The sequence below is a fragment of the Duganella sp. Root336D2 genome, assembly GCF_001425005.1.
Lineage (GTDB): Bacteria > Pseudomonadota > Gammaproteobacteria > Burkholderiales > Burkholderiaceae_D > Rugamonas.
On the sequence record NZ_LMDB01000038.1, the window covers coordinates 273,308 to 297,557 of the forward strand.

General features: G+C 57.6%; 21 protein-coding genes. 13 read left to right on the forward strand and 8 right to left on the reverse strand.

Features of this window, described 5'->3' with window-relative positions; genetic code table 11:
- Positions 1–27: 27 nt before the first annotated feature.
- From ASD07_RS27615 to ASD07_RS27645, 7 genes are all read right to left on the reverse strand, one after another.
- A complete protein-coding gene (locus ASD07_RS27615) occupies positions 28–855 on the reverse strand; it encodes a glycosyltransferase family 2 protein (RefSeq protein WP_229207310.1) in 828 nt (275 codons plus the stop codon).
- Complete coding sequence (locus ASD07_RS27620) at positions 852–1,208, reverse strand: SMR family transporter (protein ID WP_055938283.1); 357 nt, start codon at positions 1,206–1,208, stop codon at positions 852–854. Before ASD07_RS27620 ends, ASD07_RS27615 begins: the two co-directional genes overlap by 4 nt.
- Positions 1,205–2,038 (reverse strand): sugar phosphate isomerase/epimerase, encoded by an 834-nt coding sequence (locus ASD07_RS27625; protein ID WP_055938284.1) that lies wholly within the window; start codon positions 2,036–2,038, stop codon positions 1,205–1,207. Before ASD07_RS27625 ends, ASD07_RS27620 begins: the two co-directional genes overlap by 4 nt.
- Positions 2,035–2,820, reverse strand: coding sequence for an NAD(P)-dependent oxidoreductase (locus ASD07_RS27630; RefSeq protein ID WP_055938288.1), 786 nt, complete (start codon positions 2,818–2,820; stop codon positions 2,035–2,037). Before ASD07_RS27630 ends, ASD07_RS27625 begins: the two co-directional genes overlap by 4 nt.
- Positions 2,821–3,951, reverse strand: coding sequence for an FAD-binding oxidoreductase (locus ASD07_RS27635; protein WP_055938291.1), 1,131 nt, complete (start codon positions 3,949–3,951; stop codon positions 2,821–2,823).
- A gap of 8 nt (positions 3,952–3,959) precedes the next feature.
- On the reverse strand, positions 3,960–4,985 hold the full coding sequence (locus ASD07_RS27640) for a glycosyltransferase (protein ID WP_055938294.1): 1,026 nt from the start codon (positions 4,983–4,985) through the stop codon (positions 3,960–3,962).
- A gap of 61 nt (positions 4,986–5,046) precedes the next feature.
- Positions 5,047–6,414: a hypothetical protein gene (locus ASD07_RS27645; protein ID WP_156398198.1), complete on the reverse strand. Its 1,368-nt coding sequence runs from the start codon at positions 6,412–6,414 to the stop codon at positions 5,047–5,049.
- Between the two features lie 406 nt (positions 6,415–6,820).
- On the opposite strand from ASD07_RS27645, the gene ASD07_RS27650 reads away from it, so the two are divergent.
- The 9 genes from ASD07_RS27650 (at position 6,821) to ASD07_RS27690 (ending at position 18,311) form a co-directional block, all read left to right on the forward strand.
- The gene (locus ASD07_RS27650) at positions 6,821–8,986 is read left to right on the forward strand and encodes a glycosyltransferase (protein WP_055938300.1); all 2,166 of its coding nucleotides are present in this window, start codon (positions 6,821–6,823) and stop codon (positions 8,984–8,986) included.
- A 105-nt stretch (positions 8,987–9,091) separates the two neighbouring features.
- Positions 9,092–10,525: a UbiA family prenyltransferase gene (locus tag ASD07_RS27655; RefSeq protein WP_055938304.1), complete on the forward strand. Its 1,434-nt coding sequence runs from the start codon at positions 9,092–9,094 to the stop codon at positions 10,523–10,525.
- Positions 10,513–11,814: an FAD-binding oxidoreductase gene (locus tag ASD07_RS27660; RefSeq protein ID WP_055938307.1), complete on the forward strand. Its 1,302-nt coding sequence runs from the start codon at positions 10,513–10,515 to the stop codon at positions 11,812–11,814. The genes ASD07_RS27655 and ASD07_RS27660 overlap by 13 nt, the downstream gene beginning before the upstream one ends.
- On the forward strand, positions 11,815–12,567 hold the full coding sequence (locus ASD07_RS27665) for an SDR family NAD(P)-dependent oxidoreductase (protein ID WP_055938311.1): 753 nt from the start codon (positions 11,815–11,817) through the stop codon (positions 12,565–12,567). It abuts the gene before it with no gap.
- A complete protein-coding gene (locus tag ASD07_RS27670) occupies positions 12,564–14,684 on the forward strand; it encodes a hypothetical protein (RefSeq protein ID WP_055938314.1) in 2,121 nt (706 codons plus the stop codon). Before ASD07_RS27665 ends, ASD07_RS27670 begins: the two co-directional genes overlap by 4 nt.
- Positions 14,685–14,703: 19 nt before the next feature.
- Entirely contained in the window at positions 14,704–15,651 is a 948-nt protein-coding gene (locus ASD07_RS27675; RefSeq protein WP_055938317.1) for an NAD(P)-dependent oxidoreductase, read from the forward strand.
- Positions 15,651–16,952 carry an NAD(P)/FAD-dependent oxidoreductase gene (locus ASD07_RS27680; protein ID WP_200953869.1) on the forward strand — a complete coding sequence of 434 codons (1,302 nt, stop codon included), beginning with the start codon at positions 15,651–15,653 and terminating at the stop codon, positions 16,950–16,952. Before ASD07_RS27675 ends, ASD07_RS27680 begins: the two co-directional genes overlap by 1 nt.
- Positions 16,942–17,331 (forward strand): GtrA family protein, encoded by a 390-nt coding sequence (locus ASD07_RS27685; RefSeq protein WP_055938601.1) that lies wholly within the window; start codon positions 16,942–16,944, stop codon positions 17,329–17,331. The genes ASD07_RS27680 and ASD07_RS27685 overlap by 11 nt, the downstream gene beginning before the upstream one ends.
- Positions 17,328–18,311, forward strand: a complete 984-nt coding sequence (locus ASD07_RS27690) for a lysylphosphatidylglycerol synthase transmembrane domain-containing protein (protein ID WP_055938322.1) — start codon at positions 17,328–17,330, stop codon at positions 18,309–18,311. The genes ASD07_RS27685 and ASD07_RS27690 overlap by 4 nt, the downstream gene beginning before the upstream one ends.
- A gap of 6 nt (positions 18,312–18,317) precedes the next feature.
- On the opposite strand, the gene ASD07_RS27695 is transcribed toward ASD07_RS27690, so the two are convergent.
- Positions 18,318–20,690 (reverse strand): hypothetical protein, encoded by a 2,373-nt coding sequence (locus ASD07_RS27695; RefSeq protein WP_055938325.1) that lies wholly within the window; start codon positions 20,688–20,690, stop codon positions 18,318–18,320.
- Between the two features lie 1,389 nt (positions 20,691–22,079).
- Here ASD07_RS27695 and ASD07_RS27705 point away from each other — a divergent pair.
- From ASD07_RS27705 to ASD07_RS27715, 4 genes are all read left to right on the forward strand, one after another.
- Positions 22,080–22,382, forward strand: a complete 303-nt coding sequence (locus ASD07_RS27705; protein ID WP_055938331.1) for a hypothetical protein — start codon at positions 22,080–22,082, stop codon at positions 22,380–22,382.
- A 114-nt stretch (positions 22,383–22,496) separates the two neighbouring features.
- On the forward strand, positions 22,497–23,039 hold the full coding sequence (locus ASD07_RS30530) for a demethoxyubiquinone hydroxylase family protein (protein ID WP_082507598.1): 543 nt from the start codon (positions 22,497–22,499) through the stop codon (positions 23,037–23,039).
- The gene (locus ASD07_RS27710; protein WP_055938332.1) at positions 23,036–23,365 is read left to right on the forward strand and encodes a hypothetical protein; all 330 of its coding nucleotides are present in this window, start codon (positions 23,036–23,038) and stop codon (positions 23,363–23,365) included. The genes ASD07_RS30530 and ASD07_RS27710 overlap by 4 nt, the downstream gene beginning before the upstream one ends.
- A gap of 70 nt (positions 23,366–23,435) precedes the next feature.
- A complete protein-coding gene (locus ASD07_RS27715; protein WP_055938334.1) occupies positions 23,436–23,843 on the forward strand; it encodes a hypothetical protein in 408 nt (135 codons plus the stop codon).
- Positions 23,844–24,250 lie beyond the last annotated feature (407 nt).

The window sequence follows — 24,250 nt, forward strand, 5'->3', positions numbered from 1 at the left end:
GCCGGGCGATGCTCGGGAATCAGTAAATTAATTATCAATATTATATTTCCCAAAGCAGGCATGTACGAGTGTTCTAAGTACCTTGAAATTTCCGCGGAATGCCGAAATTTTGGTCGGAACCTCGCCCTTCGGATAGCGGCGCACCGTTGCAATTTCTAGGCAACGATAGTTCAATTGTGGAACACGGTGCGAAAGGTAGGCGAGGAGTTCGTATTCGCGGAAAATATCGCGGAACGCGCCGACATCCGGATCCTGCAGCATCTTGCGGCTGTATGCGCGGAAGCCTTGAGTGGTGTCAGTCCACTTGAAGCCAGAACTCAAAGAGAGCGCAGGTGCGTGGATAAAGCGGATCGCAAAGTCGCGCGACTTCGGCGTGTTCTCGGCTACGCCGCCGGAAATGAAGCGAGAGGCCTGCACAAAGTCGACGCCTGTTTCCAGTGCCTCAATGAACTTTGGGATGGCATCCGGATCGTCCTTGTCGTTGCCGTCAATCGTGACGATGCCGTCATATCCCTGGTCCAGCGCAAACGCATAAGCGCAACGCAGCTGGGCGCTCAATTTGCCAGGGCCTTTCTTGACGATCAGGCCGCTCACGTCGAAGCGCTTGAGCGCTTCGAGTTCCATTGAGCCATCCGTGCTGCCGCCATCGACAATGATGATGTCGGCAATCGCCGAGATCCGGCAGGCCTGCATACGCTGCAACAGGTTTCGGATGCGGTCGCCTTCGTTGATCACAGGGATCACCACACAATACGCGTGCTGCTTGCCCTGCCAAAGCGGCACTTCCATCGCTGGCACTTTCCACGTTTCGCGGCCAGCTGGTTTGATGTTCTCTGGAATATTCATTGGATTCATGCCACGCGCGCCGTAATGAGTGTTACACCTGAAATCACCAGGACTATCCCGGCGATCGTGGTCCAGTGGAAAGGTTCACGGAAGAGAAAAATGGAGAATAGTGCGACCGTGGCAACTGCACCCGAAGTCAGGATCGGGTGCGCAACGTTCAACGGCAGGCGCGCCAGCGCGGCGGCATAAAGCAGGAAGGCCGCGCCATACAGCCCGAGGCCCAGCCAGAACGGCCAATTGCTGAGCGCCGCCATCGGATCTGCGGGCGACGGGAATTTGCGAGGCGGCATCATCGCGATTTTGACCAGCACGCTGGCGGATGCATTGGCAAGAATGCCAGTTAATAAAATTATCCACTTCATACTGATATACCTGCTACTGGGCGATAGAAATTGGTTACGCGGGTGAGCGCACGCTCGATGGCGGCAATGTGGGGCTCGTCTTTGGTTGCGACCATCTCGATTGAGGCAACATGGGCGGGGAGGAATCGGGCCATCGCCTCGTGCAGATTGCCGTGGTCGGTGTCGAGGTCGCCGATAGGGACCAGGTTCGGTTCGCTGACGTGCACGTGGCCGATCAGATCCGCGCAATCCTCAAGCACCGTGTTAGCCGATTCGCCGTTGATGGTCAGCGCCCCGGTATCGAGCTGCATCCGGATCGCCGGATGGGCGACGCTCCTGACCACTTGCGCCGTTTCGGCGCTGGTAGTCATGAAGTTGGCGCCATAGCAGGTCGGATTCGGCTCCAGGCAGATGATCACGCCCTGTTCGAGGGCAATGTCGCCGAGCCGCCGGAAGAATGGCACCGCCTCCGCCAAGGCCTGCTCATCGCTCAAACCGGTGCGATCGCGATTTTTCGGCGAGCCGAAAACCAGGCGCGTTGCGCCCAACCCCGAAGCGATGCGGCAAACTGCGGCCAGGTGCGCGAGCAGGGCATTCTGCACCTCCGTCGGCCCAAACACATTCAGGCCGACGGTGCCGAACAGAAGCGCCTGCATTCCCGTGATCTCGATGCCGCGCTCTGCCCACCATTGTTTGACGGCTTCGATGTCGGAGACGGATGCTTTGGCAGGCTCCGGGAAATATTTTCCGGGCGCGATATCAATGGCGTCAACGCTGAATTTTTTCAGCAGCGTTGCCATGCCTTCGTCTTCGACGATGTCCCACGCAATGTTGGAAATAGCGAGCCTCATGCGGCATCTCCAGTCTTGAGTGGTTCGGACTGTGCATATGCCCGGATTGCCAGAATCGTTTCGCGCGCACTGTATTGATGGCACCCGCCTGCGCCAAATTGGCCGGCATAGCGCGTCTGCATGTCATAGTGGGCCGGCGCGTTGGCCAGCTCCTGGGTGAAGGACCGCCCGAAGCCATGCAGCGAAACGTCCGCCACGCTGACCGGTTCAGAGGTCAGGTGCACCAGTTTCAGCCCTTTTTCCAACGCGGTCTGGATGTCGAACCAGAGGTTCACCATCGGGTAGAACTGGAACACTCCGCGGCTCTCGATTGCGTGCAGATTATTATTGTTCAGGAAATCGAAAATGACGTTCTTTCGCAAGCCCGGGCCGACCAGGCCTGGCAGGCGGACAATCAAATGCTTTGGAAAATGTTCCTCGACGAACTTTTCCAGCAGGCGGCGGTGCAGTCCATAGGCGTGCAGCCCGTCTTCGTCGATAGGAGTATCTTCGTCCACCCCTTGCGGATTCTTGAATACATCAACCGTGCTGATCAGCACAAAGGTATCGCAGGTAATGGTCTTCAGGTGGTTGATCAGCCCTTCTATCTTGGCCTTGTCTTCTGCTGGATTGCCGTTGGCGATCCATTTCTGCGCGGGGGCGCCGGCGCAGACGACGACATCGAATTCCTGGTTGTCGATTTCGTGGATATTGGTTGAGCGGTACAGCGCCTCGAAGGATGCTTGCTTGAGCAGCGTGGTTCCGACGAAACCGGAATAACCAATCAATGCGTTCTTTTTCATTTATCGCTCCGCAACGTTCTCAAATTGCTCAGTTTCGAGTTTTTCAAGCACGTCGTAAATATTGTCGATCTTCCCGCCCAGCACCGAGTAGCAGCCAGGTAGTTCAGCGTGTTGTTCGAACAGGATTGGGCGACCATCGTCGCCTTCATTCTTTTGCAAAATCGTTTTGACCTCAAACAGCGAGTCGGCGTATTTTGCGTCAAGCACCGACGGCATGTAGCGACCCACGTCCCGCAGCATGCGGTCGACGCGCGATTCACGTTCATATTCCTGCAGTTTCCTGTACGGGTCATCCCCACTCTCATCCTGCCAGCTGAAATGTGGCGTGTAGCGCACGTGGGAAAGTGTGTGCAGACCGCGGGCAGGGAAGGGCATCATGGAGAAGAACGGGCCGTCCATCACGGTTACGCCGAGCCCTTCCAATGCCGACGGGGCCTTGACCAGGGCCATTTCGGTGATCTCGTGTTTTAAGCGTGTCTTGGTCCCTGGGAATTCCCCTGACAGTTGATTCAGCCCGCTGTAGGTGCAGTTGAAGAGGTAACGGCAACGCACGGAATCCGAATCGCCGTTCTCATTCAAGGTTGTTACCTGCAGCCCCGCCCCCGCGTCGCGCGCCACGGTCATTGCCCTGGTCGACAGGCGCACTTCGACGCCGGATTCCTGAAGCTCTTTTTGCGCCCAAGCCGCAAGGCGGGTCGAATCAAAGGCATATTCTTCAACCAGGAACACCGCTTCGATCAGACGCGGTTCAAACAACTTCTGCAGGCTAGCTTCGGCTGGCTCAATCCTGGCACCAATCTCGTAGCAAAAGCGCTCGAACTGCTTGGCTGTCACTTTAGAATTGCGCCGCGCAATGGCGTAGAGCTTGGTGAAATCCTGCTTGACTGCCTCAGGCCAGTCACGAACGAAACGGGGCAAGTTTACACGGCTACGGAAAGCCGTGGTGAAGCTACGCGGGTAGTGGTATCCATTATGGACACGGGCCTGATTGTGATACGAAGCCCGGCAGAGCAGTTTTGGTTCCCGCTCGAGCAAGACCACACGCTTGAGGCCGCGCTCCTTGGCCAGGTAGATGGCGATTGCTGCGCCATAAAATCCTCCGCCAATGATGACTGCATCTGCGTCCGTCATGCTCAAAATCAGGTACCTATGGGTGCAGCTGGATGCTCGACGCTGACAGGCCGGGCATTCACCGTTTCAATGTTCAGTTTTTCTTTGCGGGTCACGCGGGCACTCGTGAACTCTTGTCCAACGTGATAGAGCGGTCCCTCGTTGGACAAAGTCGCCATGTGCAGGATGTACTCGCCCAACACAAGCAGCACGAGCGAAATCAGGAAAAACATGCCGGACTGTTGAAGAGACAGGCTGATCCAGCCTGGCGCGACGTCGGATTTGAAAATGCCGACTGCGACGACATAAATCGAATACACCAAGTTGGCAACTGCACCAAACAGCGACAAGCTGGTCACCAGACGCATTGGCGTCTGGGTTGTAGAAACTAGCAGGCGCATTCCGCGATCGATACTCGCGCCAAGCTTCTTGATGCCCCCCGCGATCGGGGCTGCACTGTACTCCATATTGACGCGCGCGAAACCTCCGGTCGCGGGTAGGTGCCGGTAAGTTACAGAGGGCTGCGGATGCTGCAGAATGAAATTGATGACTCGCTTGCTGAGAAGTCTGTAACTCGGAGCTTCCTTCGCCAGATGGATGCCATTAAAGCTCTTGTAAAGCGAGTGAAACGCACTGTTGGCCAAGCGGTATGGCAGGCTCTGGCGGGGTTTTTGGGTATTGTTGGCAAACACGACGTCAGCGCCACTGACGGCTTTCTCCAGCATTTGTGGCAGGAATGCGATGTCATCGATCAGTGGGTCAATAACTGCAACAAAATCCCCCAGCGCATTCTCCAAGCCAACCCAAGCCGCGGTGTCGCTATTTACTTCCTTGGTCAAGGCGTAGACTTGCAGGTTCGGCAAGCCCTGCTGGGTGGTCAGGGACTTGAGTATGCTGACGCTCTCGTCATCGGACGCATTGTCGACGATGATTAACTCATAGTCGCTGGCATACGAAGCCACCTGTTCGCTGGCTGCACTGAGAATGCCTTCCAATTGCACGCCTTGATTGCGGACTACAAATACAACCGATAGAAAGACAGGATAGAAAGCCATGCGTGTGATTCCTCGAGCGCGAGTATTGCTCACGCCAGACGTAAATTTGATATAGCCCTGATTATAAGCTGCGAGGAGCGGTGCGTCCCCGTCTTTGTGCTAAGAACTGCTTTGCGTCATTGTGCAGGGGTTTTAATGAAAAGACGGCGAAAGAAGCTACTATCAAAGCGCAAAAGTACGAGTAATACAGGTAACGAAAATCTGATGCCGGGGCAATAAAGAAATGAGCTGCGATAAATGTGAGCGAAGACCCGCTGATCACAGCTGCAAGAAGTCTATGTTTTTTATTCAAAAACAAAACGGCAGCCGAAATAAATGTTAGCAACACATACAGCCAAGGATAAAAAATCCAAGGATGTGCTGACGGCTCTTTATCGAAAAAATCAGAAATTTCGTTAGCATTAAATTTGATGCCAAATTCATTTTCAACTACCAGCGGATTGGCGACATATGCTGCGGTCGATTGTCCAATCCTTAAAAGGGAAAGAAAGTTATCCCATCTATGGGCAAGGTAACTTCGCGGATAATCCTTGATGGCTTTAATCCACGAATCGCGGAGCTCCTCTGCAATTTGGGTGGACGGCGCTCGGAGTCCGACCAAGTCCTTTGTGTAGCCGTAGAAGAGGCCATTGTTGCCACCGACAATGTAATTTTGATTCAGTTCATCTTGTGATAGCTGAATTCGTTCATTAATGTAAGGTGGAAGCAAATTTTGTTTGATTTTTACTGAAATCGCAAGCAAGTCATAAATTTGGGTGTATTGCAAAGGATTGTCGTGCTTAACAGCAAGGGTACGAGTAACACCATAAGGAACAAGTATTGCAGCTGAAAGAATGATAGAAGTCAGCACAGCAAAAATTTTCCTATGGCGCACGCCGTCACTATACAACCAAAAAATTACAAGAAACGGAATGGCGAGAATGCCATTGGTCTTCACTCCGATTGCGAAGGTTATTAGAATGATCAGGATGCATCTTTCCAGCCAAGATGTCTTCCTCTGCCAGCAATAAGCGTTAATAACAATGGCCCAAGACATGAACAGGCTGCACGCAAATGCGACATCTTTCCAAATTTCGCCTAACACGAAGAATAGTGCTGGCCAAAGGCCTAAAATCGGGACTATATATGCGTATTGGCCGGCGCTCCGCCGGATGGCGTTTGTCAGGAGACCTAATCCACCCCAATACATCAAGAGATTCTGAATCAGGAAAGGCGCTGGACCTTGATAAAGATGATCCAATTGCCTCCACCACCATGCCATCAGCACGGGATGCCAGCTATTAAATACGCCGAGGCGCGCCTCTCGATACTGGATCAGGGAGTCATTACTCATCCAGCCGGGAAAGAATGTCCAAGCGCTGACCAGAAGCCCCAAAACTATAATCAAGTAGATCGGCCGGGCGGAAGCCGTAGAGGCGGGACGAGACATGTAGGAGTCCGGTTCAAAAAGATCCTGATTGTAAACCACACCTAGCGCTGGGTGTGCCTGTTGCTCAACATCCCAGCACATCTGGCTTTGCGAAGAGTCAGGAGTCGAGCACGAGACAAGGAAGAGCCTGTCGTTCGATGCCAGGCTGCACATTTTTCGAAGGGGGTGGGTTGGGCCTGGATGTTAAAATAGAAAATTGTGTCCTTTCAAGTGCATGAGCTTTGCGCGTTTGCCGGTTCTGATAGCTGGTGCAGCTTCGTCTGAGAATTGGCGTATAGCGTACCCCTTGTTTCGCAGGCGAAGAATCAGTTAATTTTTTAGCTTACTTGCGTGGCAGCGCTCTTTTGCGAATCCGCTGTCGCGAGGTGGCGCTGAGCTCGTTGGCCTCGTTATCGTTGATAGTTAAATGGTTGTCATGAATTCGGAATTTAATGAAGTAGTATATTTGAAGGTCAATCCGGACATCGCCGAAGCCGTGCGCAGACAAGAATTTGCTTCTGGCTACGAACACTATACGAAAAAAGGACGTGCGGAAGGCCGTCCGACCGACCATCAGGCAGGCGTTGATCATTTGCTCAAGGTCCTCATCGAACGCGACCGCCAGATCGCTGAGCTCAGCCAAGCCGTGCAGGCGATGCAAAGCTCGACCAGTTGGCGCTTGACCCGGCCATGGCGTGCCGTTGGCAGTGTCGTGCTGAAGTTGCGACGTGCCTGGCAGTTTGCCGCGAGTGTCAAGCGGCGCTATGGCGGCTGGGGTAATACCGCAAGCATGGCATATGGCCTCTTCCGACGCGAGGGCGTGGCTGGTCTTCGGCGCGGCATGATGGTTGTCAAGACGCGCTCCGAAAGCTTTGACCGGAATGACTATCAAGCGTGGGTGCAGCGCTACGGCACCCTGACCGAAGAGTCCCGTCTGGAAATGCGCAACAAGATGGCGGGGTTTGCTTTGCAACCTCTGATCTCGGTGCTCATGCCCGTATATAACGCGCCAGTCGAATTCCTGTCCCAAGCCATCGATTCCGTACGCAGCCAGATGTATCCCAACTGGGAGCTGTGCATCGCCGACGACGCGTCGACGGATCCACGGGTGCGCGAGCTGCTGGAAGCCGCCGCGGCCCAGGACCGCCGGATCAAGATTGAATTCAGGGCATCCAACGGCCACATTTCGCAGGCGAGCAATTCCGCCCTGGCGTTGGCGCAGGGCGAGTTTGTCGCCTTGTTTGACCACGACGATTTGCTGACTGAACATGCTTTGTACTGGATTGTGGAAGCAATTAATCGCAAGCCGGATGCAGGGCTGATCTACTCTGATGAAGACAAGGTCGACGCCACCAACCGTCGTTACGACCCGTATTTCAAGTCCGAGCTGAATTACGAACTGCTGCTGGCGCAGAACATGATTTGCCACCTGGGCGTTTACCGCACGGCCCTGTTGCGAAGCCTTGGCGGCTTCCGCACCGGCTTCGATGGCGCACAGGACTACGACCTGGCGCTGCGCGTCATTGAGCAGCTTGAGCCGGCGCAGGTGGTGCACGTGCCGCAGGTGCTGTACCACTGGCGAGCCATCGCGGGCAGTACCGCGCTGGCGGCTGGCGAAAAGAACTATGCGGCCGATGCCGGGCGCCGTGCGGTGGCCGAGCATCTGGCGCGCAGGGGGCTTGTCGCGGAAGTGACATCGGCCCCGGAAGCGCCTGCGCTGAACCGCGTGCGCTTTGCGTGCCCGTCGCCACAGCCCCTGGTGAGCATTATCATCCCGACCAAGGACCGCGCCGACCTGATGGAAATGTGCATCAATTCCCTGGAGGCCAAGACCAGCTACAGCAATTACGAGGTCATCATCGTCGACAACGGCAGCGTCGAACCAGCCACGCAGGCTTTGTTCGATCGCCTGCAGGCACCGCGCTTCAAGGTGGTGCGGGATGACAGTCCCTTTAACTATGCGGCCCTGAACAATAGTGCCGCCCGCCTGGCGCGTGGCGAGTTGTTGTGTCTGATGAATAACGACATCGAGATCCTGACGCCCGACTGGCTCGAGGAAATGGTCTCGTTTGCGTGCCGTGAGGACGTCGGCTGCGTTGGCGCGCGCCTTTGGTATCCGGATGGCCGCCTGCAGCATGGTGGCTGCGTCGTCGGCGTGGGCGGGATTGCCGGCCACTCCCATAAGTACCTGCCGAAAGGGCAGGCGGGCTACTTCGCGCGCGCTGTACTGCACCAATCGTTCAGCGCCGTCACGGCAGCCTGCCTGCTGGTGCGCCGTTCAGTCTTTGAACAGATGGGCGGTCTCGATGAGCAGCTCGTGGTGGCATTCAACGACGTTGACTTCTGTTTGCGCGTCCAGGCTGCGGGCTATCGCAACGTCTGGACTCCTTACGCGGAAATGAACCACCACGAATCGGCATCGCGCGGCGAAGAGGATTCTCCGGTAAAGATTGCCCGTTTCAAGAGGGAGATTGATTTCATGAAGGCACGTTGGGGCGACGATCTGTTAAACGATCCAACATATAGCCCTAACTTGACTCTGGACGGTGAAGACTTCTCTTACGCTTGGCCGCCCCGTGTCCCTTCTTGCTAACAACGGTGCCCCTGCACGCCACGCTTTCGCTACTTTCGCTGAGCCACCATTTGCAAATACGATCCAGGCTGGAGAATGCATGACCAACCCACAAGGCAAGCTGAAATGAGTTCGCTGCCTCTTATCATTGACCTTGACGGTACGCTGATCCACACCGATATGCTGCACGAGTCGGCATTGAGAACCTTGCGCGACAAGCCGGTCGAGGTTTTGCGCATCCCGTTCCTGCTGGCGCGCGGCAAGGCCGTGCTGAAACGCCGCCTGGCGCAGCACGGTGAATTCGATGCGACGTCGCTGCCGTATAACACTGATTTGCTGGAATGGCTGCGCCAGGAGCGCAGCAATGGCCGCAAGCTGATCCTGTGCACCGCTTCGGACCAGTCGATCGCCAACGCCATTGCCGACCACCTCGGCGTCTTTGACGAAGTCATGGCCAGCGATGGCGTGGTCAACCTGGCAGGCAAGAACAAGGCAGATGCGCTGGTACAGCGCTTTGGCCAGGCCGGCTACGACTATGCCGGCAACTCGCATGCCGACCTGCCGGTGTGGCGCAGTGCGCGCCGTGCCGTGGTGGTCAACGCGCCGCCCGACCTGGCCCGGCGCGCTGCCAACTGCTGCGAAGTGGAGCGTTCCTTCGCTGCACCGGGCGCCGGCTTCACCGCGTGGCGCCGCGTGCTGCGTGTCCACCAATGGCTGAAGAACCTGCTGCTGTTTGTGCCGCTGTTCGCAGCCCACCAGTTCACCGACCCGGCCAACTGGATGCCACTGCTGCTGGCATTTATCGCCTTCAGCCTCTGCGCGTCTTCTGTTTATATCGCCAACGACTTGCTCGACCTGGAAAGCGACCGCCAGCACCCGCGCAAGCGCAACCGGCCATTTGCCAGCGGCCAGGTGCCGGCCTGGCAGGGCGTGCTGTGCGCACCGCTGCTGTTGATGGCGAGCGCCGCGGTGGCCTGGCAGGTCGGCGGCAACTTCTTTGGTTGGCTGAGCGGATATTTCCTGCTCACTTGCGCTTACTCCTGGCTCCTTAAGCGGCTGATGCTGGTCGACTGCGTGACGCTGGCATTGCTTTATACGCTGCGCATCATTGCCGGTGCTGCCGCGCTGAGCATGCCGCTGTCGTTCTGGTTGCTGGCCTTCTCCGTGTTCCTGTTCCTGTCGCTGGCTTTCGTCAAACGCTATGCGGAACTGCAAGTCCAGGTCCTGCATGGCAAGAAGAAGGCGCATGGCCGCGGCTATTACACGACGGATGCGCCGCTGATCCAGATGCTGGGCGTCTGCGCCGGCTATGCTGCGCTGGTGGTGCTGGCCTTGTATCTGAATAGCGACGCGGTGGTGACGTTGTACCGCACACCCGAAATCGTATGGGGCGCGGTGCCGGTCATGCTGTTCTGGGTCAGCTGGATGTGGATGCAGGCGCATCGCGGTCATATGCACGACGACCCGCTGGTATTCGCGGTCAAGGATAAAGCCAGCCTGGTTGCCGGCGTCTGCTTCGCGGCGGTGCTGGCGGTGGGGACCGCAGGATGGCCAAGGTAATGGTTTCCTCGTGGGGACGGCTGGGCCAATGGGAGCACGAGGTGCGTCCCCTGGCGGAGCGCGCGCAAATGACGCGCCAGCTGCAGGCCGGCATGCCTGGCCTGGCGCACGGCATGGGGCGCAGCTATGGCGACGTCTGCCTGAATCCTGGCGGACTGCTGTGGCGCACCACCGGGCTTGATCGCTTCATCAGCTTCGACCAGGAGACGGGCCTGCTACGCTGCGAGGCTGGCGTCCTGCTGCGCGATATACAGCGCATGGCGATCCCGCGTGGATGGATGCTGCCGGTCACGCCGGGCACTCAATTAGTCACCGTCGGCGGCGCCATCGCCAACGACGTGCACGGCAAGAACCATCACGCGGTCGGTTCCTTTGGCGACCATGTGCGCCGTATCGAATTGCTGCGTACCGACGGCAGCCGCATCGTTTGCGGCCCGGGCGAGCAGGCCGAATGGTTCGCCGCCACAGTGGGCGGCCTGGGCCTGACCGGCGTGATCAGTACTGCCGAAATCCAATTGCGGCGCGTTGCCGGCCCTTGGCTGGCAACTGAAACCCTGCCGTACAACAATCTCGACGAGTTCTTCGCGCTGGCCGACGCTTCCGAGGCGGACTGGGAACATACGGTGTCGTGGATTGACTGCTTGTCCGGCAACGGGCGCGGAATCTTCCTGCGTGCTAACCATTGCGCCATCGAAGGCAAGCCAGTGCCTGCCGCGCGTCCGCGCACCATGCCTTTCGTACCGCCGGTATCGCTGGTCAACAGGCTGTCGCTGGCGCCGTTCAACTTCGCGTACTACAACCTGCAGAAGAGCCGGGCCGGCAAGGGCGTGGCCCATTACGAGAGCTATTTCTATCCTCTCGATAACCTGCACGAGTGGAACCGCATGTACGGCCCGAAAGGGTTCTACCAGTACCAGAGCGTGGTGCCGCGCACAGTGGGCCGCGCCGCAGTGCAGGCCATGCTTGCGGCAATCAGCGATAGCGGCGAGGGTTCCTTCCTGGCCGTGCTGAAAACCTTTGGCGAACGCGAGTCGCTTGGCATGCTGAGCTTCCCGCAGCCTGGCGTCACGCTGGCGCTCGACTTCCCGAACCGGGGCGAGCGCACGCTGCGCCTGTTCGAACGGCTCGACGCCATCGTTGCCGAAGCCGGCGGCCGCATCTACATGGCCAAAGACGCGCGCATGCCGCGCGCATTGTTCGAGGCCGGCTACCCGCGCCTCGCCGAATTTTTGCAATACCGCGACCCGGGCATCAGTTCCGCGATGTCGCGTCGCTTGATGGGGAAATAAGTGTCTGCTAAAAAGAAAATCGTAATCGTTGGCGCCACCTCTGCCATGGCCGAGCACTGCGCCCGCTTGTGGGCGGCAGGCCAGGCGCTCGACCTGACCCTGTTGGGCCGCAACCGCGAGAAAACCGAAGCGGTGGCTGCCGACCTGCGCGTGCGCAGCCCGCAATCGACGGTCAGCGTTATCGAAGCGAACTTCAGCGACCCGCAGCAGATCCGCACCACGGTGGACGGCATTGTCGCCGGTGGCGTGCCGGAGATCGTGCTGGTAGCGCACGGCACGCTGCCCGATCAGCAAGCCTGCCAGGACAACCTGGCGCAGGCGGCCGAGGCCATGGACGTGAACGGCATTTCGCCGGCACTGTTCGCCGAAGCCTTTGCCGGCCATATGCAGCGTGTCAACCGCGGCACCCTGACCATCATCGGCTCGGTGGCAGGCGAACGTGGCCGCAAATCCAATTACGTCTATGGCGCCGCCAAGGGCCTTGTCACGCGCTACGCCGAAGGCCTGCAGCACCGCCTGGCCCTGGCTGGGAGCGCCGTCAAAGTGGTGCTGGTGAAGCCGGGACCGACCGCTACGCCGATGACGGCGCACATGCCGCAGCGCGGCATGGCCAGCGTCGAGTCGGTTGCAGCGCAGATCGTTGCGGCCACGGCCAAAGGCCAGCCGGTGCTGTATGCGCCGGGTAAATGGGCGCTGATCATGCTGATCATCGCCAACCTGCCGCGCTTCGTCTTCAACCGGATGGATATATGAGCGACGCGAACGTCGCGTCGCCGCGCCTGGTACGGCTTGGCCTCAGCGGCCTGGCCTTGCTGTTTGCCGTGCTGGCGGTGGTGGGCGGCGTTCGCGGCTATTCACCGGTACCGTTCTGGGATATGTGGGGCGGCTACCTGCCAATGGCGGACCCGGCGGCAAACGGGGGGTGGTCGCTTTGGTGGCACCAGCATAACGAACACCGCATCGTATTGTCGCGCCTGCTTTTCTGGGTTGACCTGCGCTGGTTTGGCGGTGCTAGCTGGTTCCTGATCGCCATCAATTACATTCTTGTGCTGCTGGGCGCTGTGTTGTTTTGCCGCATACTGCGCGAGGCGGCGGCACCGTCGGGCCGGGAACTGGACCAGCATGCGCTTGCCGCATTCACTGTCGCGAGCCTGTTTTTCTGGAGCCAGCATGAGAACCTGACCTGGGCCTTCCAAAGCCAGTTCATTCTCGCCCAGTTGCTGCCACTGGCTGCGCTGTACACCTTGTATCGTTCGATCCGGGGCGGAAGTGCCCAGTTTGCGCTGGCCTGCCTGCTCGGCGTCCTGAGCGCTGGCACGATGGCGAATGGCATTCTGGCGCTGCCGATGATGACCGTCTACGCCATGCTGACGCGCCAGGGGGCACGTCGCGCCGGCGTGCTCGCAGCATTGTCGGCGTTGGTACTGTTTGCCTACTTGCACGACTACGCCTCGCCTGCCGGGCATGCCGCGCTGTCCCCGCTGTGGCAACGGAAGGAGCAGTTTGTCCGTTACATTGCCATGTACCTCGGCAGCCCGTTCTATTTTGCGATGGGTGCAGGCCGCACCGGTAAAACGGTGGCACTGCTTGCCGGCTTGTTCCTGATCGCCGGTTCGGTACGGTTTGCGTGGCAGAACCTGCGGCATCCGCATCGGCCCGCCCTGCAGCTGGCGCTGTTGTTCTTCATCGCCTATATCGGCGCTACAGCAAGCGGTACTGCGATGGGGCGCATGCATATCAGCATGGCCCCAGCCTTCCGCTACACCACGCCCGCGCTGATGGCCTGGGCCGCGCTGCTGGCCCTGTCGGCGCCGGCCATCCTGGCATTGCATGGCAGGCGGCGCCAGTTCGCATATAGTGCGTTGGCCTTGCTGGTTTTGCCTATGCTGGCGTTCCAGCTCAAGGCACTCGAATCGCAAGCGGACGAGATCTACGACCGTGCAGTTGCCGCGCTGGCAATCGAACTGCGCGTCCCCGACAAGGTGCAAATTGGCCACGTGTATCCCACCACGGATGTCATTGCCATGTCTGCAAAGGCTGCGGACAGCCAGAGTTCGGTGTTCGGCATGTATCCATACCGCGGCGTACGGGCACACATGGGGATTGTGTTTGCGCCTGCGGCACTGCCCGCATGCTCGGGCGCCCTGGATTCCACCGTCATGATCGAAGGCGACGGGCGCTTTTTGCGCGTCGACGGTTGGCTGTACGAAGCCGGCGGGAAAACTGCGCCGCAGGTCGTGCGCTTCCTCGATGCGGAAGGCAAACAGGTCGGCTACGCGCTTGGCGGCAACCGAAGGGATGATGTTGTGGCGGCTGCTGGCAAGCCGGCCCGCCTGGCGGGGTACCGCGGTTACTTGATGGCAGCCGTGCATGGCCAGGATTTGACGGTGCGCGGCGAGGGACCTGCCGGGCCAATCTGCCAAATGCAGCTGAAGGCGCCGATGGCGCTGCCGTATCGCTTTTCGACAGAGGCGCCGTCGGCGCAGCGTGCCACGGTGGGCAGCGCCAACGTGGTCGACGGCGGCGCATGGCAGGGAGGGGACTATGCCAGATCGAGTTTCCCGGGCATGCGGGTCTACGGCAGCTTTATCAATTCCGACGCCGACCGCGGCACGATAGTGCTGCGCCTGCAGCGCGGCGCCCGGCTGTTCTACCGCTCCGGCCCGTCGGGCCGGCAGCAAAGCATGGAAATTGAAGGCATGGGGAGAGTAGCGATGCCGTTGGCGCAGGATTGGGGGCTGCTGGAATTTTCCGGCGACGCCTTGCCGCATCAAGCCTTTACCGTCAAGTTGACCGATTCCGGCGACGGCTGGGGCGAATGGTCGGCTGTAGCCATCAGGATCGATGGACCTATCGCCGCGAAACAATGATTTTTATACAGGAATGCTTATGAGTTCTCTCGACCAAAAAATACTTCTGCCCGGTGGTGCGGGCCTGGTAGGCCAGAACCTGGTGGCCCGCCTGATCGACCGCGGCTACACCAACCTGGTTGTGCTCGACAAGCATCAGGCCAACCTGGATATCCTGAAGAAGGCACAGCCCGGCATTACCTGCGTGTACGCTGACCTGGCCGAACCCGGCGAATGGATGCGCCATTTCGACGGCGCCGACGTGGTACTGATGCTGCAAGCGCAAATTGGCGGCCTCGACTATACGGATTTCCAGCGCAACAACATCGATTCGACCAAGCATATTCTTGACCTGGTCAAAGCCAGTGCCAAGCAGCCCTACCTGGTGCACATCAGTTCTTCGGTCGTATGTTCTGTGGCCGACGACTTTTACACGCGCAGCAAGATCGAGCAGGAGCAAGTGGTCCTTGCCAGCGGCATCGCGTGTCCGATCTTGCGCCCGACCTTGATGTTCGGCTGGTTTGACAGAAAACACCTGGGCTGGCTGTCGCGCTTCATGCAGAAAGTACCGGTGTTCCCGATCCCGGGTCATGGCCGCTACATGCGACAGCCGCTGTGGGCACGCGATTTCTCGGACATCATCATCAGCTGCTTCGAGCAGCGTGTTGGCGGCGGGATCTTCAATATTTCCGGTCACGAAAAGATCGATTACATCGACATCATCCGCATGATCAAGAAGACGACCGGCGCCAAGACGCCTATCGTCAAGATCCCGTACGGCCTGTTCTATGCGCTGATCTGGACGTGGTCGCTGTTCGACAAGAAACCGCCGTTCACCACCCAGCAGCTTGCTGCGCTGACCGCCAAAGATGAATTTGAAGTGATCGACTGGCCCGGCAAGTTCGGTGTTCCTTACACGCCGTTCGACAAGGCCCTCGATGCCACGTTCAACGATGCGCGCTATAACGCGATTATTCTGGAATTCTGATCATGGGCCAACGTATTGCAGTACTGGGCGCCGGGCCGATGGGCCTGGCCGTTGCCTATCAACTGGCGCGCGACGGCCATCACCCAGTCGTGTTCGAAGCGGACGACCGGGTCGGCGGAATGGCGGCAGCCTTCGACTTCTCCGGCTTGTCGATCGAGCGCTATTATCACTTCCACTGCATCTCCGACACCGCCTTCCTGCAGGTGCTGGATGAACTGGGCCTGCAGTCGAAGATGCACTGGGTCGCTACCAAGATGGGCTACTGGTACCAGAATCGCCTGCAACCGTGGGGTAACCCGGTCGCGCTGCTGAAGTTCCGTGGCTTGAGCTTTGCGGCCAAATTCCGCTATGGCCTGCACGCCTTCCTGTCCACGAAGCGCAAGCGCGAAGACTGGCGCCCGCTCGATAACGTCGAGGCGACCGGCTGGATTCGCCGTTGGGTGGGCGAGGAAGCCTGGGAAGTGCTGTGGCGCCGCCTGTTCGACTACAAGTTCTATGATCACAGCACCAACCTGTCGGCGGCCTGGATCTGGAGCCGCATCCGCCGCATCGGCACTTCGCGTGCCAGCCTGTTCGAGGAAAAGCTTGGCTACCTCGACGGCGGCTCCGAGACGCTGCTCAACGCAATGCGCGACGATATCGTGAAACACGGCGGCGAAGTGCGCCTTGGTACGCCTGTCGCCAAAGTCGTCATGGAGCAGGGCCAGGTGCGCGGCGTCGAGGCCGGCGGGCAGTTCGAAGCCTTCGACAAGGTGGTCAGCACCATCCCGCTGCCGTATGTTCCGCGCGTGGTGCCGGACCTGCCGCCAGACGTGCTGGCCAAGTTCCAGTCGGTGAAAAATATCGCCGTGGTATGCGTGATTGCCAAGTTGCGCAAGCCGGTAACGGAGAACTTCTGGCTCAACACCAACGACCCTGACATGGACATTCCTGGCCTGGTCGAATATTCGAACCTGCGCCCGCTCGACGAGCACATCACCTACGTGCCGTTCTACATGCCGGGCGAGCATCCGAAGTTTGCCGACCCGGACCAGGTGTTCCTGGATAAGGTGCGCAGCTACCTGAAGAAGATCAATCCGGCGCTGCGCGACGAAGACTTCCTCGACATGCGCGCCAGCCGCTACCGCTACGCGCAGCCGATCTGCGACCCCGGCTACCTTGACAAGTTGCCACCCGTAGCGCTGCCGGTAAAGGGCCTGTGGGTCGCCGACACCTCGTATTACTACCCGGAGGATCGCGGCATCTCCGAGAGTATCGACTTTGGCCGGAACATGGCGAAAATGGCGGCCCATGCTGAATAAGGAATTCCTGCGATTTCTCGTCGCCGGGGGCATTGCCGCCGGTGCCAATTTCGGCTCGCGCTTCGTCTTCAGCACCTTCCTGGACTATGCGCCGGCGGTCTTCTTTGCCTACCTGGTGGGGATGCTGGTCGCCTTTACGCTGATGCGCGGCCACGTGTTCAAGGCGCAGGACGGGGCGCTTGCATCCCAGGTCGGCAAGTTCGTTGGCGTGAACGTGCTGGCAGTACTCCAGACACTGGCGATCAGTTTGCTGCTGGCGCGCTGGCTGTTACCCTCACTCGGCATTGTCGAACATGCCGAAGCGCTGGCGCACCTGGCTGGCGTACTCGTGCCAGTGGTTACCAGCTATTTTGGCCATAAGTTCCTGACTTTCCGATGAGCGGGGCTGCGGCGCGACTCCAGTTGGCACTGGGTGATCCACGCATCATCCGGGCCGTCGTCCTGTTTGTCAGCGCCGCGGTGCTGCTTTACCTGTCTGCAATTTTCTGGTTCGGCTGGACGGGGACGGTGGCAGCATTATCGTCCCTTGGCCTGAAAACCATCCTGCTTGCAGCCCTGCTGTCGTCGACTTCTTACCTGTGGCGTTTCGGCCGCTGGGAGTCTTCGCTGCGCTGCTTTGGGCACCAGGTCCCGATGTGGCGCCACTTGGCCATCTACCTGTCCGGACTGGGGCTGACAGCAACGCCGGGCAAGTCTGGCGAGACCTTCCGCTCCGCTTTGCTGCTGCAGCAGGGCGTGCGGGTTTCCCACAGCCTTGCCGCCTTCATTGTCGACCGTGCCAGCGATGTCCTGGGCATGTGCTTGCTGGGCTTTGCTGCGGCATGGATGGCGGGACAGGTGCTGGCCTGGGCTTGGATGCTGGCCTTTGGCATGCTGCTGCTGGGCAGCTGCATATTTGCCGGCTTCCTGCGCCAGCCACATGCCGGAGCCTGCTGGGGCTGGCTAAGCCGCGCTTGGCAACGCCTGCCTGTCAAGAGCGGGCAAGCTGTCCTCGAAAGCTGGGCCGGTGTGTGGAAACTGCCGCGAGTGACGGCTTATTCCGTCGTGGCGATGATTGCCTATGGCACGCAGGCGCTGGTGTTCGCCTGGTTCTGTGCTGCCGCGGGGACTGGGGTGCCTGTCGCCGCCTGCGTCCTGATCTTTGTGCAGGCAACCTTGTTTGGCGCGGCAAGCATGCTGCCGGGCGGTTTAGGTGCCATGGAGGCCGCGCTGGTCATTCAATTGACCGAGCGCGGGGTGGATGGCGGCGTTGCCGTGTCGATGGCGATTGCCATCCGCCTTGTGACACTCTGGCTGGGCATGGCCATTGGCGCCTTGTCCCTGCTGTCTTCGGCCAAGCAGGCCGCACGAAACGCCTAGCTTGGCTTATCGCCCAATATGCGTCTTCATCTTGAACTGCGGGCACATGAACATGGAATTCCCTTTCTCATATGCCAGGCCCAGCGTGTAGTCGCCTGCCAGCTTCGTCACATCGGCAGTGGCCACGTAGCCTGACTGGTTCAATTGCGGTTTGTGGAAATGGGCGCCGACATCCGGGCGCTCGGTCTGTTGGGTTTCGACAAAGTAGCGCGTTCCTTGCTCGCTGGTCAGCATGAGGTAGGTCTTATCTGGCAGTTCCGCTGCGTCGGCCGAAAGTGCCAGCCATCCATTCACGTTCAGCAACGCGGCGGCGGATACGACTGTCTGGGCGGGAGAGACGCCGTTGGCCGAATCGATGCTGCCATCGCATTTCTCGACTAAGACGGGATTGCCAAAACCTGTCCTGTCCTCCACTTGGGCGAAGCCGTATTTGGCAATCACGCCTTCGTCTGCCTTGTATTCCAGCGCGAAGAGCTCGATCTCGAAACTGTTGCGCCAGAATATGTTACGGCCGACAGGTTCGATGCTGATCGATGCGACTGCTTTGCCTTTCAGGAAGTTGGTCCCGGCGTACAGTAGGCCGAAGTCCTCGGTGCTTTCAACCAGCGGCGAGAGGACAAATCCCGCTGCGGCCATGCTCGCAATCATGCGGTATTTTTTTTCAATCCCGTTTGCCGTCGTAACCCGGATTTCAAGCTGGCTCGGTTTGAGCAGGGTGTTCGAGAGTGAGCCGAGCACACTTTTTTGCAGGTTGATCTTTGCATACAAGGCCTTATTGGTCGCCGGCAAAATAAGCTGCTCTCCGAGCGAAGCGGTACGTGTGAGAACGCTGTTCGACTGGGCAGGGGTGATGCTGCCTGGCTGGCGGTGCTTAAGCAGCAGGTAGCCGTTCACAAAAGAAGACGGCTCATAGTCAGATATGAGCACTGGCCAACTCGGACCTTCTTCCAGGGCCGGCAGCCTGCCGTCAATCGGCTGTACTTTAAAGAGGATGTTATCCGGCCTGTTAGGACCGACCAAGTGCTCCTTATTCTTATCGGCCAAGGCAGGCGCATACACCGAGTAGCTCTGCAAAACAGGACGGGGATTCCATTTGTTACCCGATGCAATCAGATACGCCTGGTCGTAAGAATAAATATCGACGGTCCCTTCCAAGGCAGGGACCATGCCACGGGCGTTGAGCTCGGCCAGGCTGCGCGCATAATCTTCCTTCAGCTTGCCTGGCACCGATATCCTCGAAGCCATGCCGGTCCAGGCATTCAGGTAGGTGGATTTGAAGTTGTGGAAAGCGGTCTGGGGAGACGTCTTGATTTGCGCCCTATCGATATATGACCAAGCGGCCGCTGCAACAAGAAAGAGGACGAGCGCCTTATAGCGAGACAGCAGGGTCCCCGCCAGCATCGCCACCAGGAACAGCGTGGTGCTGGCAATCACCGCATGGCCATCGTGCCGGACGAATCCAGCTTTGAATGCGAGGAACAGCACGCACGAAAACATCAGGGCCGCTGTCGAGCGCAGGAATAGCGGCACATCCTTGCGCAAAAATACGAGGATCACAATGGCGCTTGCCGCAGCCGCATAGGCCAGCAACTCCCTTGCGCTGCCGCTGAGAGACATCGCCTCCGTGTATCCGCTGATAATAGGAAGCATGGATTGGAAATAGCGGGGAAGGGCAGCGACAGGCTGGCCAGCCACGCTCCAGAACGCCATCATCGAAACGACGGGAACCAGGCAGCATGCCGCAGCCAACTGGCGCCGTCCGGTTTTCACCAGCAGGAATGCGGAGAATAAAACGATCACGATGCACGCAACCAAGGCGGAGCCCTTGATCAACGGGAGCAGGCCGAAAGGAGTGAACAGCGCGACCACGATGGCGGCAAAGGTGCGCGTGCCGGTCTTTTCGATTTCGTCCGCGGCGACCGACCGATAAAGGCTGGCGCCGACAAGGAGGGGGTAAAAGAACAGGAGCGCATCCGGAAAATAGATGAACGCCCCAAGAACAAATAGGAGAGCGAGCTGCATGGTCCAGCTGGCATTCTTGAAATTCCGGTAAACCGCCAGTGCAAACGACAACCCAAGGTACATGGCGCCCCAGATCATCAAATGATCGGTGGCCGGGTGGTATGCCTTCGTATAGATGGCGGCATACGGCCCAAAGGTAAAGGCGATATCGGAACCGATCACCAGTCCCTGCGCGATGGCCTGGTTCATCGCCAGCATCCATGATGGGTCAAGCCCCTCTCCCGGCAAGGCCGGCGAAAAGGGGACGAACACGGCCAGCGCCGTCAATACCAGGAAGATGAGGAAAACGAGATTGGAGGAGATGAACTTGACTTTGCCGCGAAGGGCAAGGACCACGCCTTGTGCGGGGATGCTCATGTACTTTTGCTCATAATGCAAGTTGGAGGTGTTGCATTTTAAGTCAGCATCGTGGGAGGTGTCATCTGTAAAGCGAAAAACAAAAACGCCACCCGAAGGTGGCGTTCTTACTTTTTATTCTTGGTGGCCCGGGGCGGAATCGAACCACCGACACAAGGATTTTCAAGACAACGCGCTGCCGAACCTGAGTTCTTTCGAAGTCTTAGTATTGGGTATCTTCCTTGCGCGGCTGGGATAGATGAATCGAGCAAGGATATACTGTCGAAAAAGGGACTGGCAGTTTCATCTGATAGGTAAGCCAGCCGAAGGTGTTCTGGCACGCGCTCTTAGCGTCCTGGGACTTCCCATTTTGCACAAGGGAACCGACAATAGACAGGTGAGATTGCAGTCGGTCACGCTGGCGCATCAGGTAAGTCGTTCATGAAATCGAATCGGTTCCCGGCAAGCCTGCTACCTGTCCCGTGGTAAAGACAGTGTATGGACAGTGGCTGGCCTTTTTGATGGAAGAATCTGGAAGTTATTTTGTCTTGATCTTTACCCAATCGAACGGAAACACTCCATCTCTAGGGTTGTTCGGTGCTGGCGTCGGTGCGGGCTGGGGATTTGGCTTCGTCGAGTCTTGCTTCGTCATGTTTTTACAGATGCGTTGATTAGTGCCGGAGACGCATCTTAGCACTGCCGTCAGGTCGTTGTCCCCCCCGTGCGTTACTTCATGCTTCGGTAGACCGCAACCGGCCAGAATCCGTCGTTCATTTTATTTGCAGGTACTCAATGGCCATTTGGCAGTTCTTAGTAGCGCTAATACCACGGCAGTGGGCTGAACGGGACGGTAACAGTCCTGAAATGCTGTATGACGGCGAGGGTTACAATGATACGTCGAGCGCTTGGCAGAATAATCAGCCTAACGTTAATCTCGCCGAATTGATTTCTGGAATATTGCCTCCTGCGGAATCTTGGAGCGACTCCCTGAGAATTTGGGGTGATGAGCGTAGAAGTGATATCCAGGTAGGCTACGAAGGCGATAATGTCGAGTCGGTCATGGTTCGCATCGATGCCCGAGAAGATACGGCACACCTATGCTCTAGAGTTATTGAACTCGCTAGCGTACTTGATTGCGTCCTATTTTTCCCTGCGGAACGCGCCATAATTGCTTTGGACTTGGCGGCACTCAGCGGAGCTGTTCAGAAGTCGCGGGCCGCACGTTTCGCTGCTGCGCCCCATGAATTCATTGAGCAGCTTAGTCGCACATCATCCAACGAGAGCTAGGCTGAAAACGGCAATAAGCACCCACTGGAGGTCGAAATTTCAAGCTACATATTTTTATCGTCGAACGAAGCATGTTCAATTTCGTCCAGTTCGATCGAGTCGTTGCAGGAGGCCAGTGTTGAAATGTTCGCGGTAGAACTTTCAGGTGACGACGAACTGGAGCTGCTGATGAGTCTACTTGGCATAACGCTGTCTTCCCCTACGTTGATATCTCAAAGCGCTGAATTTTCGGCGCTGTTCGACTATTCGAACAACCTATTGCCAGAACTTGATCAGAAGGGCTTCGATGGGTTTTATGAAGAATGGTTAAGCCAAACGGGTCGGAATTCGAGTATGGATGAATATGGACAACTCTTGTTCCTGCAGGGGCGAGCTTCAGCTTGGAATAGAATGTCCGGTCGATTTATTCTTCGCGAGAAGCCTTAGAATACGGGGCATGAGGAAGAGAGAGTCAGCGCCGAACATGCGAGCCGGTTAGCGGCGGGCGCTCCTAGGAATGCTGCTAAATTTTGGCGAATACCTATCTAACATCTGGCCGTTATGCACTCAGCAATCCCAATTGATACAGTAGACGAATTTGCTTCGCGCGTATTGAAAGTCAACCACGCTGGCGAGCACGGGGCTGTCAATATCTACGCAGGGCAGATTTTTCTTGCACGACTTACTGCGCCATCCATGGTCGCCGAGCTCATTGAATTCAAGTCACATGAAGAACGACACCGAGCCATATTCTGGGCTGAACTTCAAAGACGAAATCGTCCTCGCTGCAAGAGCTTTTGGCTCTGTGGGGTAGGCGGCTTCGTTCTTGGTGCGATAACTGGCGCGTTTGGTCGCCGCGCTATTGCGGCAACTACAGTAGCAGTCGAGCGCGTAGTTCTTCGCCATCTTGATCAACAGCTTTCGTTATTGTCGGGCAAGGACCAGATGGCAACCCAAGCAATTGCTTCAATCGTTACAGAGGAGCGGCAGCATCACGATCAATCGGCAACTCATATTGCATTTGATCGGTTCTGGTCGAGGATTCTGTCACCCATAGTGTCCGCCTCTACGGAGACCGTCATTTGGATTGGCATGCGTGTATGACGCCCAACATGGACGGGCTCAATTCGGAAAAACGGACTACCAAAATTTCAAAACGCATGCCTAGATATTTGAAAAAATACTGGAACGAAGGACGCGGCGATGAGTACGACTCATGGGGGACCTCTTGGTGGTTCTTTGAAGTGAGTGAAAACGGCGACGTCACCCGGCAAGCAGAACTTTACGAAGTAGGTAGGCTGCTGCGTTATAGTGAAGAGCATATTGAGGACGAATTCGGCGCGCTTGCTGAGATATCAATCGATATGTCGGATGCAGAGTACATTGCGATTTCGCCGGAGGATTTTGAAGCGCTCTGGAACAGAATCTAGGACCGATTTGGTATCGGTCAGATGCCGCCGGTACCGTAACGCCACAAAAGCTTGCTAGAACTAATTGTGTATGCTGAATACGAAACTGTTTGATGCGATTTCATCGCACGCTGACTTGAATGATCCTGCGGAGCAATTCCTCGCGCAAAGGTTCATGATTGAAGCTCTCGGGAGAGTAACGAACCAACTGCCGTCAATTGCCCGGACTGCCGCTTCCACCGCCAATCGTTTCATTACTGGTGCGGCTACGGCGGATGAGGTTATAGAAGAGCGGGTCCGACTGTGGAAAGCGATTGAAGGTAGAGATCAATCAGATGAGCCTGATGTACTGAAGATCAGAACCGCAATATGCGTCTTACATCCTATGGAGTTAGGAGTAGCCGCAGAGGCCCTCGAATATTTTTTTGCCTTTTGGCAGCGCGGTGGCTTGGGGCTCGCGGAGCTCTCGGCCGCTGTTGAAAACAAGTATGGCATCTAGGTAGCCTAGAACGGCCTGTAGCCGTCACGCGAACGGCTTTAGCACATGGAAAATTATAGACTGCGATATTTCTTCGACCCAGGCTCTGGTATTTGCCTTTGGTCGGAAAATGACTTAGCCAGCGATAGATTCGGGTACGCTGTGGAGTTGGATGATCTTGACCTCAATTCGTCGGTGAGGATGCTTGCTGAAGAGCTGATAGCGCGCTTTGATACGTCTATTGATTGGACCAATCCGCCTGGACCTTCACCATGGTCTGATATAGAGCGTGAGCGTTTTCAGGTGGAGACTGCGGGTCTTCTTTGCTCACTTCAGAAATGTCTGGGTGCTGGTTTTGAAATTCGTGATTGCACACGCTGACGTCTAGCGGCATAGCAGTGTTGGGAGAAATACTCCGTGCCGGAGCG